General features: G+C 39.6%; 11 protein-coding genes. 4 read left to right on the top strand and 7 right to left on the bottom strand.

Going from position 1 to position 13,683, the window contains the following annotated elements:
- Nucleotides 1–4: 4 nt before the first annotated feature.
- The gene (locus C2869_RS13765; protein ID WP_108603488.1) at nt 5–892 is read left to right on the top strand and encodes a carbon-nitrogen hydrolase; all 888 of its coding nucleotides are present in this window, start codon (nt 5–7) and stop codon (nt 890–892) included.
- 59 nt (nt 893–951) lie between these two features.
- On the opposite strand, the gene C2869_RS13760 is transcribed toward C2869_RS13765, so the two are convergent.
- Nucleotides 952–1,938 carry a nucleoid-associated protein gene (locus tag C2869_RS13760; protein WP_108603487.1) on the bottom strand — a complete coding sequence of 329 codons (987 nt, stop codon included), beginning with the start codon at nt 1,936–1,938 and terminating at the stop codon, nt 952–954.
- A gap of 71 nt (nt 1,939–2,009) precedes the next feature.
- On the opposite strand from C2869_RS13760, the gene C2869_RS13755 reads away from it, so the two are divergent.
- Both C2869_RS13755 and C2869_RS13750 read left to right on the top strand, forming a co-directional pair.
- The gene (locus C2869_RS13755) at nt 2,010–2,222 is read left to right on the top strand and encodes a YejL family protein (protein ID WP_108603486.1); all 213 of its coding nucleotides are present in this window, start codon (nt 2,010–2,012) and stop codon (nt 2,220–2,222) included.
- A gap of 15 nt (nt 2,223–2,237) precedes the next feature.
- Nucleotides 2,238–3,779, top strand: coding sequence for a DUF3413 domain-containing protein (locus tag C2869_RS13750; RefSeq protein ID WP_108603485.1), 1,542 nt, complete (start codon nt 2,238–2,240; stop codon nt 3,777–3,779).
- Nucleotides 3,780–3,806: 27 nt separating this feature from the next.
- Here the strand turns inward: C2869_RS13750 and C2869_RS13745 are convergent, their stop codons facing one another.
- The 6 genes from C2869_RS13745 to C2869_RS13720 all read right to left on the bottom strand — a co-directional run bounded on the left by C2869_RS13745 (nt 3,807) and on the right by C2869_RS13720 (nt 11,673).
- Complete coding sequence (locus C2869_RS13745) at nt 3,807–4,082, bottom strand: hypothetical protein (RefSeq protein WP_108603484.1); 276 nt, start codon at nt 4,080–4,082, stop codon at nt 3,807–3,809.
- 23 nt (nt 4,083–4,105) lie between these two features.
- Nucleotides 4,106–4,474 carry a DUF2750 domain-containing protein gene (locus C2869_RS13740; RefSeq protein ID WP_108603483.1) on the bottom strand — a complete coding sequence of 123 codons (369 nt, stop codon included), beginning with the start codon at nt 4,472–4,474 and terminating at the stop codon, nt 4,106–4,108.
- A gap of 88 nt (nt 4,475–4,562) precedes the next feature.
- Nucleotides 4,563–7,016 (bottom strand): ATP-binding protein, encoded by a 2,454-nt coding sequence (locus tag C2869_RS13735; protein WP_108603482.1) that lies wholly within the window; start codon nt 7,014–7,016, stop codon nt 4,563–4,565.
- Nucleotides 7,017–7,229: 213 nt separating this feature from the next.
- On the bottom strand, nt 7,230–8,792 hold the full coding sequence (locus tag C2869_RS13730) for a sodium/sugar symporter (RefSeq protein WP_108603481.1): 1,563 nt from the start codon (nt 8,790–8,792) through the stop codon (nt 7,230–7,232).
- A 409-nt stretch (nt 8,793–9,201) separates the two neighbouring features.
- Complete coding sequence (gene galK, locus C2869_RS13725) at nt 9,202–10,356, bottom strand: galactokinase (protein WP_108603480.1); 1,155 nt, start codon at nt 10,354–10,356, stop codon at nt 9,202–9,204.
- A 270-nt stretch (nt 10,357–10,626) separates the two neighbouring features.
- Nucleotides 10,627–11,673: a UDP-glucose--hexose-1-phosphate uridylyltransferase gene (locus C2869_RS13720; protein WP_199915689.1), complete on the bottom strand. Its 1,047-nt coding sequence runs from the start codon at nt 11,671–11,673 to the stop codon at nt 10,627–10,629.
- 900 nt (nt 11,674–12,573) lie between these two features.
- Between C2869_RS13720 and sohB the strand changes: the two genes are divergently transcribed.
- Nucleotides 12,574–13,650 carry a protease SohB gene (gene sohB, locus C2869_RS13715; RefSeq protein WP_108603478.1) on the top strand — a complete coding sequence of 359 codons (1,077 nt, stop codon included), beginning with the start codon at nt 12,574–12,576 and terminating at the stop codon, nt 13,648–13,650.
- Nucleotides 13,651–13,683: the final 33 nt, after the last annotated feature.

Raw genomic sequence — 13,683 nt, 5'->3', positions numbered from 1 at the left:
ACCTATGTCGAGAACGATTAAAGCGGCATTATTACAGCACGGCAATAGTGCTGATATAAATCATAACCTTGATAAAACCATACAAGGCATTAAAGATGCAGCTCAACAAGGGGCAAAACTCGTTGTCCTACAAGAGCTACACCGTAGTTTATATTTTTGTCAAACTGAAGACGTCAATTGCTTTGATTTAGCTGAACCTATCCCAGGCCCTAGCACTGAAGCTTTGGGTAAATTAGCTAAAGAATTAAATGTGGTCATTGTCGCATCTTTATTTGAAAAACGCGCCGTTGGCCTTTACCACAATACAGCCGTGGTATTAGACACAGATGGCCAGATTGCTGGCACCTACCGCAAAATGCATATTCCCGACGATCCCGGTTTTTATGAGAAATTCTATTTCACTCCTGGCGATCTCGGTTTTCAACCGATTCAAACCAGTATTGGCAAACTAGGTGTTTTAGTTTGTTGGGATCAATGGTTCCCTGAAGCGGCACGTTTAATGGCAATGGCTGGAGCTGAATTACTGATCTACCCAACAGCAATTGGCTGGGATCCACGTGATGCGGATGACGAGCAGCAACGACAACTCGACGCTTGGGTAATAGTCCAACGCGCCCACGCAGTTGCGAATGGCGTGCCTGTGCTTAGTTGTAATCGTGTTGGCCACGAAGCCGATCCCAGTGATGTTTCAGAAGGTATACGCTTTTGGGGCAATAGCTTTATTACGGGTCCACAGGGTGAGGTTTTAGCCCATGCAAACGCTAATGAAGATGAGATTTTACTAGCCGATATAGACATGCAGCGTAGTGAAAACGTACGACGCATTTGGCCATATTTAAGAGATAGACGCGTAGATAACTACCAAGATTTAACTAAAATCTATCGAGATTAAAAACTAAATAGGCTCTTTAACCAGAGCCTATTTAAAGCAACAATTTTAAAGCGACAAGTTTATTTACTGGCCTTTTCCAAAGCATCTAACAAATTCGGTGGCAGCTTTGTAAATTTAAGCGTTTTGGCTATCGGGTCAAAATGAACATACTCACCTAACATATCGCGGTTAAATGACAAACTCATACCGCCACCTTGCCCAAAGAATTTTTGCAACGATTTAGATGCTGTTAAATAGACAGGGCAAGTTTCGTTAAATTCTTCATCTTCAGCCGCTTTTTCGTAAAAGCCTGCCAATCCTGTTTTTTCTTCTATTTCTTCCGACAGCGCTTGCACTTGAACAAAGTCTCCAACTTCAGAAGCTTGTTTCATGACATCCAAAGTCACTTCACGCACGCTAGCCGCCTGCTCAGAATTGGATTCGCCATCGGCAATAAAGGCTTCTACCGATTGGATCAGTTTTTGCGTTGCATCCTTTGCGTTCATTTTAGGCTCTATACCTAATGCATCGGACATAAAATCGTTAACGCTGCGCCCGACTCGACCTTTAATGTAAGCAATAGCACGTTCAGAATCTGGATTAACATTATACTCAGATAAATCGATCTGCACCGCCAGTTGAATATTAGCAATATCTAAATATTGTGAGCGCTCAGCACTGATATTTTCTGATAGTTGCACCGAGTCTTTCACTCCCAATACTGCAGCCAAGACATAATTAGAGGCTAAATACTGATAGCAAGCCACTACCAATATAGATTCAGCCGGAGGCGCGTCGAGATCAACGCTTTGGCAAATAGCAGCAAAAATGGCTTTTGCTAACTCACTGTTACTCGGCTGTTGAGTTAACAATTCAGCCGCAGCGCTTTGTTCAGAAAATTGGCAATAATCTTTTTGCCCTTTTTTTGTAAAAGATTGATGTACGGCTTCAGCTAGGTATTCAGCGGTTTGACCATCGACAATTGATGCGTCTTCAAGTTGTAATTTAACTTGCGCATCGCTAATAATTAATCGGTTAAAGAATATTTGGGCACTAGTAATAGACATAAGTGATTGAGTTTTATATCAAAGGAGAACTAAAATTAGAGAATTAATGTAATAGTAAAGTAATTCCTACCATGGCTCAATCCAGCAAGTATACAGAAGACGATTTTAGTAAAGCAGTTAATGCAATCAACATTGCTTTAGAAGCACAAGATACCCCAACCGACTTAGCCTTAATGGCGTTAGGTGAAGCGGTGATCTTACAAGTTAAAAAAGCCTACGATAAACCCAGTCAAGAAAAAGTCATTGAACAATTTACGCTAGCATTAAAAAGTGCACTTAAATAAGGATAAAGTTCGCCTATGTGGTTAAACTCAGCACAACGCCAATCGCAAATATATTCCTGGGGACATTGGTTTAGCATTTGCAACATTTTTATTGGCTTGTTTGTATCCAGTATTTACTTATTCTCGGAACCTTTACCCAGTGGCATTCTCGCCACGCTTTACATCTTGGTTTACTGGGTAGGTCATGTTGCCTTTATCTTTTTTCTTATCCATATATTGGCAATTTTCCCTGTCATTTCAATAAGTAAAAACCAAGGGTTTAATCGCATATGGGCAGCATCTGTTAGTACAGCTGGGCTCAGCTTACTATTTATTGATAGTGTGTTTTACTCTGCGAATCACTACCACCTCGATTTAATGTCACCCAGTAACATTCAATCGGATGTTAGCTTTTTAGTTGAGACCATTCCTGCTGGTTTTATTGCGGCTATATTCGTCCTTTTTGCGGCTATACTGAGCATTGAAATCGCTCTGTGTAACAAGCTTTGGCGTGATTTAGACTCCATCCGAGAGCGCTTTGTCCGCTTTAAGATAGTTCATGCGCTATTGTCTTGTTTCTTTATCAGCCACTTGGTTCACATCTGGGCTGATGCGAAGGTTTATCAACCGATTATCTCAAAAGACAACTTACTGCCCCTGTCTTACCCGCTAACAGCAAAAAGCTTTTTATCAAACACAGGTTTAATCGATTTAAATGAATACCGAGAAAAACGTGAATTACTGTTTGATGTGTCAAATTATCACTTAGCTGTGCCACCTGCTCCGCTTAATTGCCAGCAGCCATCCGAGGATATGGGCATTGCTTTTATTAAGGTGGACAGTGAATTATACCCACAATTGGAACATGCACTTAAGCGTCAGTTTAGATTAAATACCGATTATTGGGCGCCGGGGGATGCCAAGCAAACCGCGTTTGAACTTTTGTATGGCATGCCAAATTTGTACAGCAGTTTGTTAAATCAACCGAGTATTTTACACACAGCATTACGTAGCGAGTTTATTGGTTTACAACAAAACCCTGCGGCTGCGAATATCTCGTCTGAACTCGGCTTAAATATTAATGATCCTGAACCTAGCCAACACGATAACAATTTATTTGTTAATTTATTTGAGGTCAAAAGCCAACCCGCTTTAAGCTATGCTTTAGACGCAATCAAAGCGTTTGGTAGCTTGCCGCAAATAGTTATTGTTAAACAAAGTGACGAATTGAGCTTAGGCAAGTTATTTATTGCCGGAGCTAAAACCCTACCGCCATTGGTGAGTAATTACGATATTGTGCCAAGTGTGGTTAATGGCTGGTTAAAATGTGATTGGAATAACAGCTCTAATCCATTTGGACGAGATTTATTTGCCAATAACGTTGAACAACGTGATTGGTTTATTTCAGCTAACAGCCAGACTATTTCAGTATGGGATAGTAAACAAGTGACGACCATAGACAGTAAAGCCAAGCTCAGCGCTTTTAGTTTACAAGGCGGTCAAGCCGATATGACTCCGCATTCTAATAGTGTTTTAGCGCGGGCAATAGGTCATCTTAAACAGTATTTAGCAGAATAATAAAACTGTGTAGAATTCGGTGATCAGTTATGCGCGTTTTAACCTAACCACGCGCATAACTTCAATATCAAAGCCTGCAATGCTTTCAACATCAGGATAATACGTTAAATTGACTCTGGCACCTTTTAAACTTTGATAAAGCTTTTTACGCTTGTATTTAAAAGGTGCATTACACCCTTCTAACATCAAGGTATTCAAAAACCAGTCGCCTTTCTCTCGTTGTACATGAGACTCAACTTTTTGGTTAACTGAATGTACCAGCTTAGGATTAGCGCCTAACTGTTTATCAAGATCTAAAGCCATATTATTTTCTGTTTATGTTTAAACTAAGAGGCATCTTTCGCTTTGATTGCCGCTTTTATTTTTTCCACTAACTCGGCAACCTCAATATCAACATTGGTTTCTTGTTCTGCTAGCCAGTTTAAGCCAACACATAGACCATCATGGTGAATCCCTTGCGCCCATTTTTCAGCGAAGACAGCCCAGTCTATTTCTAAAGGTTGGAAAGCTTGATAACCACTGGCATTGCTAATATAAGCTTGGGCTAATTCATGTGAAGACCAGAATGGCATCGAGCGGATTTTTTCAGAATTCTCAGGTGCTGGGATACCCTTTTCATCTTGGATAGTCCATAGCTTTTGATTTGCTGCAACCTGCAAGCAAAACTCGTTTTCAATAATTTCAACTTGTGACATGTGAAAATTCCTACCAATAATAGATTAATGGCGGCCATAATACGGGCTTTTTATTAATCTACAAGCTGAAAAGGATACTTGGCTCCGCTTAACAAAATAAACGGCAAAGTTCGCTAGCGATATCTTTTTGATTAACCGGTTTGGCGATAAACCCACGCATTCCTGCATCAAAGCACGCTTGCTTATCTTCATTGTAGGCATTGGCTGTCATAGCAATAATAATCGGCGGCTCAGCTAAATTTAATTGCGAGATAGTTTTAGCCGCACTAATACCGTCAACCAGGGGCATTTGTAAATCCATCAATACACAGTCATATTGCTTTTCTTGCACTTTATCAATTGCTTGCTGACCATTTTCAGCAATATCTACATTATCTAAGCCCATTTGCGCCAAAATACTGGTTGCTACCACTTGGTTAATATCGTTGTCTTCAGCTAACAAAATAGATAATGGCTTACTCAATTGTAATTGACCAGACGGCAAGTCTCTGGTTGATTTTCGTCTTTCTTCTGGTACTTGAAATTCAGCCTTAAAATAAAAACAACTGCCTTGACCAATTGTTGACTCACACCACACATCACCACCCATCAACTCAGCTATTTTTTTACTAATAGCCAACCCTAACCCAGTACCACCAAAACGACGACTAATACTATCGTCACCTTGATTAAAGCTCTGAAACAGTTTTGCAATGTCTTGTTCTGCGATACCTATTCCGGTATCTGAAACCGAAAAGACTAAACTCACTTGCTCAAGCTCGTTATTCAATTCTTCGACACGACAATGAAGTTTAACTTGGCCCGATTCAGTAAACTTAACCGCATTCGAAATAAAATTAGATAAAATTTGCTTTAAACGTAAATCGTCAGTCAAGATCAGTGTTGGCAATCCATCATCAATAATTAACTCAAGCTTGGTTTTATTTTGCTCTGCTCGGTCTTTAAACAATGACAATACATCGTTTAATAAATCTCGTACTACCACAACGCTTGGCTTTATCTCCATTTTGTTGGCGTCTATTTTGGCTAAGTCCAATATATCGTTAACAATAGCCGTTAACGACTTGGCACTTTTATCGATTAACTCGACTTTTTTACGATATTTATCGTCTAAACCCGGTTCATGTAATAACACATCGGCAATACCACTAATGCCATTCATTGGGGTGCGCAATTCATGACTCATATTGGCCAAAAACTGACTTTTAGCGACATTTGCCTGTTGCGCCGCCACTGCGGTTTCTTGTAATTCAACTTGCTTATGATTCAATTCATGAACCGTTTTATTATATTGCTTAACAATAAAACCGACTTCCGTATATTCATCAGCGGTTAGCGTTTTCGATAAATCGCCCGTAGATTGATGATAATGCATGTTATTGATCAAATCGTTTAAGTCCGAGCGGGCACCATGTTCACTTATATTTAACCCATCAATTTCTTCCTGCTGTTCAACGCGAAAACCAAACCAAAAACGATTAGCCAGCCAAAATACTAAATAGGAAAAGCTAAATACATATACCCCGACTGAGCCAATCAATAGTAGCTGGCTGCCTAAATTAGCGTTTTCTACGACAACCGGAACAACTAAGGTGCCGATAATCCCAGGTACTAAATGCACAGGTACCGCACTCACCACATCATCGATTTTTAAACGTACTAGTGCCCAACCACAAATTTGGCACCCCAATACACCCAGTAAAACTAACAGCAAGGTTGTCACTAAATTTAATTGATCAATCGTCGCCGTTGTCACAACTAACCCAGCTAATACACCGTTAACTAACTCACTAACCGTGACCATTTTTTTGCTAAGCACTAAATACAACAAGGTGATTGCGCCACCAAATGCGCCCGAGACAAAGGTCAACAATAAAACTTTTAAGGTATCTTGATGCCAAACACCAAACGACCCTGCATTAAAACCAAACCAGCCCCACCACAAAAAGAAGCAACCTAGCAATAATTGAACTTGATTAGATTTAGGGATTTCATTAATTGTACCATCGGAATTAAAACGACCGTGCCGAGGGCCAGACACAAGCATCATAGCTAACGCCATCCACCCGCCTACACTGTGCACTATTGTCGCGCCAGCAAAGTCAACAGCGCCTACTTGATTAAGCCAGCCATCTTGATGCCACAACCAATGAGAAACGATAGGAAAGATAAAGCAAGCGCCAAAAGCAGTAGCAAATAAATAAGCGTTAAACTTTACACGCTCAGCCACAGCGCCAGAAATAATAGTGAGACAGGTACAACAATAAAAGCTAATGAGTAGATAGTAGCCAAGGTTGTCATCAAACGAAGTTAGATTAATGGTTAAGGGTAAACCGAGTAAACCATATGCGCTGTCACCAAAAGCGAGATTCCAACCAAACAGCAAGAAAATAAGAAAAACGACGGTGATATCCGCAAAGTTTTTAACTGCGACATTAATACTATTTTTAGCGCGACACGAGCCCGCTTCTAAACACAAAAAGCCGACCTGCTGGATAAGAACCAACAAAGCGCAAAGGAAAATCCAAATATGATCTGCCATCTAACCAACTAATATATATCCATATTCACAATATTATAGCCGCAAAATAATGCCGTACAGACTCATTTGTAAAAATAATAGATGAAAGAACCATGACAAGGGAAAAAGAACGGAAAGTTGAATATAAACAGCAAGAGATAATGGAGGGTTAATTGAAGAAAAACAAAAAGGCCGCTTATTGCGGCCTTTCACACTTTATACTATTTGACTGTATTACCACCAAGTACCGTATAGGATACAAAGGATAACAACCACACCAATAGCAGCGATATTGAAGCCTTTTTCAGTCGCAAAGCTCACTTTTTCTAAGCTAACACTGCTGTCTGTTGTACTTGGCTTATCCATTTTAGAAACAACAATAGAAAGCAGAATACACATTACAAACACAATACCAATTCGATCCATAAACGGTAACTCAGGCCATGCAAACTTAAGGGCAACAGAGAATACCGCAGAGCCAATTGCCGAAGCTAACGCACCTAGCGATGTAGTGCGCTTCCAGAACATACCCATAATGAAGATTGCAGTAATACCCGGTGAGAATAAACCAGTAAACTCCTGAATATATTGGAATGCTTGCTCAAACTTACCTAATAATGGCTCAGCTGTAATTAACGCTAAGCTTAATGCGACTAATGTAGCAATACGACCAATATGTACGTAGTGACGCTGACTCTTGTTAGGTTGTAAGTTCTTATAGATATCCATAGTAAAGATAGTTGAGATACTGTTTGTCATCGAAGCAAGCGACGAAACAATAGCGGCAACTAACGCGGCAAACACTAAACCTTTAATACCAACAGGCATTAAACCCATCATTGAAGGATAAGCTTGGTCGGGTTTAGATAACTCAGGATAAAGGATAACGGCTGCAATCCCTGGTAATACGACGATTAATGGCATTAATAGTTTTAGATAAGCCGCAAATGCGATACCTTTTTGCGCTTCTTGAATATTCTTAGCCGCAAGTGCACGTTGAATAATGTATTGGTTAAAGCCCCAATAACCTATATTCATAATCCACAAGCCACCAACTAATACCGAGATACCGGGTAAGCTCATGTAATTAGGGTTATCGCTACTTAAAATCATATCGAAATGACCTGGTGCTTTGTCAGTTAGAACACCAAAGCCGGCAATAAAGCCTTCACCATCAGACACGGCTACCAATGCTAGATAGCTCAGTAGTAAACCACCAAACACTAATAATACGACTTGGATAATGTCCGTATACGCAACTGCTTTTAGGCCGCCATATAACGAATAAGCAACTGAGAACACCGCAAGGAAGATCATACCAAACATCCAGTCGACACCCGCAACGGTTTGAATTGCTAAGCCACCTAACCAAAGAACCGACGTTAAGTTAACAAAGATGTAAACTGCCAACCAGAATAGAGCTAAAGTGGTTTTAACACGACCGTCAAAACGTTGCTCTAAATACTGTGGCATGGTGAAAATTTTATTTTCAAGGAAAATAGGTAATAAATACTTACCCACTAAGATAAGGGTAATGGCTGCCATCCACTCGTATGAAGCAATAGCTAAACCAATAGCATAGCCTGAGCCAGACATACCAATGATTTGTTCGGCTGAAATATTTGATGCGATTAAGGAAGCACCTATCGCCCACCACGGTAAAGATTTACTGGCTAAAAAGTAGTCTTCCGTGTTTCGTTCACCTTGATGATCATTACGTGAAATCCACAATGCAATGCACAATAGACCTGCAACGTACGCGATAAAGACGGTAAAGTCGATCGTATCGAGTGTCATTAGTTTTTACCTTTTTATATTGTTATTTGCCAACAACACAGGGAAACAAACGTTCCCCAAGATTGGCTCTCTTTAATGTGTGTTAAGTTGCTAACCCATTACTATGGTAATGCGTGTGTGGCCTACAACTTAAACATAAGCAAACTTTGTTTACTCAAAACTTTACTAGTATCTTTTCTATTAAATTTTGATTAGTTGAAATCTCACTGGTAGGTTGAAGCGCGCTTAAAGCGCCTACTTTTGGTGCCTCAACAATGGCTGTAGATATTAGGCAATATCGCGCCTAAAAACCAAGCCTGAAGCAGCTCTGCTGCTATTGTCGAAATAAATTTCGACCTACATTAATTTGATTTTTCTTACTACCACTGTGCTTTCAACTGATCATTTCTTTCTAGAAACATTACTAGAACTAGGCTGAAACTAAGCTTGCGCCTTCTTCAGCTGAACAAACGAAAATTGACGGTTCTAAACCTGTTTTTTCAGGGTATTGCACTTTGACTTCAGCAATCACTTTGTCAACTAACGCATCAGGCACAATAGAAACAACGCATCCGCCGAAGCCGCCACCTGTCATACGTACACCGCCCTGCTCGCCAATTTGCGCCTTGATAATGTCAACCAAGGTATCAATTTCGCTAACCGTGATCTCAAAATCATCACGCATTGATGCATGAGACGCAGCCATTAACGCTTGCAATGTTGTTATATCATTATTTTGCATAGCTTCAGCCGCGGCGACTGTACGATCATTTTCCGTAATCACATGCTTGGCACGTTGAGCGGTCACAGGATCTAACTCAGCTTTACGCGCTTCAAACTGTTCAATAGTGACATCACGTAACGCTTTAACACCAAAGAAATCTGCTGCGGCTTCACACTGTTCACGACGCGTATTGTATTCACTATCCACTAAACCACGTTTTTTATTTGAGTTGACAATCACAATGCTCATGCCCTCTGGTAACGATACAGGCTTAGTTTCCAAGCTGCGACAATCAATCAATAATGCATGATCTTTTTTGGCCTCAGCCGAAATAAGTTGGTCCATAATACCGCAGTTACAACCAACAAATTTATTTTCAGCTTCTTGCCCATTCAGTGCAATCTCTGGCTGTGAAATAGCTAAGTTGTATAACTCTTTAAATGTTTGACCAATTACCACTTCTAGCGCCGCAGAAGAACTCAAGCCTGCACCTTGAGGCACATTACCACCAACCGCAATATCGGCACCATTGAATTCGTAGCCGCGTAAAACTAAATGCTTAACTACGCCACGAATATAGTTCGCCCATCCTTTGTCACATGGCTCGATATCGGCACTGATCTCAAAACTATCTTGCTCGCATGCATAATCGACAGATACTACGCGGATCGTTTTATCTTCACGTGGCTTAGCCGCAACAATACACTGAAAGTTGATTGCGCTTGGTAATACAAAACCATCGTTATAATCTGTGTGCTCACCAATTAGGTTTACCCGACCTGGCGCTTGAATAATATGGCTATGTGCAAAACCTAGCTCAGCTTCAAACGCTGATGCGACCTTATTTATTAAATCTGACATTTCTACCTCTTAGCTGAACAAACTTTCAGCAAAATCACTATTTTTCACAACGATTTGGCTTAGCTTTAGCTTACCTGCCAAATCGTTGCTTAATTCGCTTTATGTGACTAAGAACCCACCATTCAAAATGAAGTACGGTTAACAATCATAGACACAACATATTTTTCAAATAGCGTTTTCGGCGATGTCTCCATGGGGCGACAACATTAACCAAAAACACTACATTTTGTAAGTAACAAATTAAATTTATTAATAATAAATTAACAAGCGTTAGGCTTCTTTGTAATGAACATCGCTAACCGCATTTAATTTTTCAGCAGCTTGCTCAGCAGTAAGATCACGTTGCGACTCTGCCATCATTTCATAACCAACCATAAATTTACGCACAGTCGCTGAACGCAATAAAGGTGGATAAAACAAAGCATGCAGTTGCCAATGTTCTATATCACGATCATCTTTAAAGTAAGGTGCATAATGCCAGCCCATTGAATAAGGAAATGAACATTTGAACAGGTTGTCATAACGGCTAGTTAGCTTTTTAAGTGCGATTGATAAATCATCCTTTTGCGCTTCGCTTAAATCTTCCATACGCTTGATATGGGCTTTTGGCGTCAATAAAGTTTCGAATGGCCATGCAGCCCAATACGGTACAACAGCAATCCAATGCTCTGTTTCGACAACCGTGCGACTGCCATCTGCCAATTCTGCTTTAACCATATCAGTCAATACATTACTACCTTGTTTCTGGTAGTAGGCCAGCATGTTTTTGTCTTTATCTGCAATTTCGTTTGGCAAAAAGCTATTAGCCCAAATTTGACCATGTGGATGGGGTTGCGAACACCCCATTATTTCGCCTTTATTTTCAAATACCTGAACCCAAGGGTAAGTTTCTTTTAAATCATCAATTTGCTCTACCCAAGTATCAACCACTCCGCGGATCGCTTGAGTTGATAATTCTGGTAAGGTTTTACTGTGATCCGGTGAATAACAAATTACACGGCTCAAACCTCGCGCACTTTGCGACACAAACACAGGGTTATCGCTTTCTGGTGAATCAGGGGTATTTTCAGTCAGCGCAGCAAAATCATTTTGAAAAACATAAGTGCCCGTATAATCAGGGTTTACATCACCTGAAATACGCGTATTGCTTGGGCATAAATAACAATTTTCAACATAACTTGGTAATTCGTCATTTGATAATGCTTCGTCAGCACCCTGCCAAGGTCGCTTTGCGCGATGCGGGGAAACTAACACCCAACGGCCAGATAGCGGGTTATAACGACGATGAGGATGTTCAGTTGCATCAAACTCGGTAATTGCTTGATCTTGCATGTGCCTTCTCTCTTGTAATGTTAATAATCAATTCAACTAAGGGAACGACTAAGGCGCTAACCTCAACCGTAAATCACCCTAGTTTATACAAATACGATTTAACCTAAATTAATATTTAATGAAATGCGAGTAACAAATTATATTCGTATAACATTTTTATGTTATTTTGCCCGAATAATACATTTTTTCAACATAAAGTCGTTTAAAAACGCATAAAAATTAAGCACCCCAATAAAATCAGCATTGGAAAGCGAAAAAATTTAGCAACTCCCTACGATTTAATCACTTGCTTTGATTAAACTTTATTGATGTTCACTCTATAAAATCAAAATGTTAATCGAATAACATTTTAACAAGAATGAACAACATTTAAGAAAATAAAACAGACTCACTGCAATGAAATTAAATAACTAAGAGGATCCACCTTAATTAATCCACACTTATTAACACTTTCTGTGTATAACTATGTTAATTTCCTACTCAAAACACCATAAACCATTGATTTATAATAGTTTATAAAACTGGTTAATAATTATCTAAGTCAATAATCCAGCCAGTTTACAACGTTTATTTGAGACTAATTCGCGATCAATTAACGTAAATAATACTTAAACCAGAGTAACTGGACAAAAAAACAGGTGTCAAATTAACATATAGCCAATTTTATCCTCATTTACTAACAATAATTGTGGATAAGTTTGTTGGTTAGTTACAAATAAGTCGTTAAACTCATGTTTTAAAAGAGTTTTTTAAACACTATCAAAAAATCATCAGTTTATGCCTAATGTCGACTTAAACAACCATTACCCTCTTGAATTTGTTATTATTCAACCCATATAAAGCAAATACAAAAATGGGTTACACCAATAACAAAGAGGTTAAATGATGGACTTTCTATATGAATACGGCCTGTTTTTAGCAAAAGCAGTTACATGGGTCGCAGCAATCGTTATCGTGTTAGGAGCAATCGCAGCTAATGCAATGAAAGGCAAAGGCGGGAAAAAAGGCGAATTGGAATTAACCAACCTATCAGAGCACTTTGCTGAAGTTAAACGCAATATTAAAGCTGAATTACTGTCAAAAGAAGAATTCAAAGCATTAGAAAAAGCTGAAAAAGAAGCCGAGAAGAAAAGAGCGAAAGCAGCAAAGCAAGCCGCTAAAAAAGCAAAAGACTCTCAAGATGATTCGCCAAAAGAGTCAGATCAGAAGGGTAAAATTTATGTGGTCGACTTTAAAGGCAGTATGGACGCACATGAAGCAGAAAGCCTGCGTGAAGAAGTCAGTGCAATATTAGCCGTAGCTAATAAGCAAGATGAAGTTGTTGTTCGCTTAGAAAGTCCAGGCGGTGTAGTGCACGGGTATGGTCTAGCTTCTTCACAATTAGCTAGATTCCGCCAAAAAGAGATCCCATTAACGGTTGCAGTAGATAAAGTAGCGGCTAGCGGTGGCTACATGATGGCCTGTGTTGCTAACAAGATTTTGTCAGCGCCATTTGCCATTATTGGCTCAATAGGCGTTTTGGCTCAGATCCCAAATTTTCATCGCTTATTGAAAAAAAATAATATTGATTTTGAACAACTGACAGCCGGTGAATTTAAACGCACTCTAACTTTATTTGGTGAAAATACCGATGCCGGTCGCGATAAATTCAAGCAAGAGTTGGAAGAAACCCACACCTTATTTAAACAACACATCAATGATTTTCGCCCAGCACTCGACATAGATAAGGTGGCAACGGGTGAGCATTGGTATGGTTCTCAAGCTAAAGATTTAGGTTTAATTGATGATGTACAAACATCAGATGACTACCTGCTAGAGCAATATGAAACCAAAGATGTATTTCAGGTCAAATATGTTCAAAAGAAAAGCTTGTCTGATAAACTGCCGATAGGTGCAGCAAAAATGGCAGACGCAATTTTTGTTAAAGCATGGCAACGTTTACAAAGCTTGAAACAACAATAAACATTATTGGCTATGCCCTACTCAACCCCAGTT

The organism is Saccharobesus litoralis (assembly GCF_003063625.1).
In the GTDB taxonomy this organism is placed as follows: domain Bacteria; phylum Pseudomonadota; class Gammaproteobacteria; order Enterobacterales; family Alteromonadaceae; genus Saccharobesus; species Saccharobesus litoralis.
Note: the sequence above shows the minus strand (reverse complement) of the source record. Positions and strands in the feature narration are given on the sequence as shown.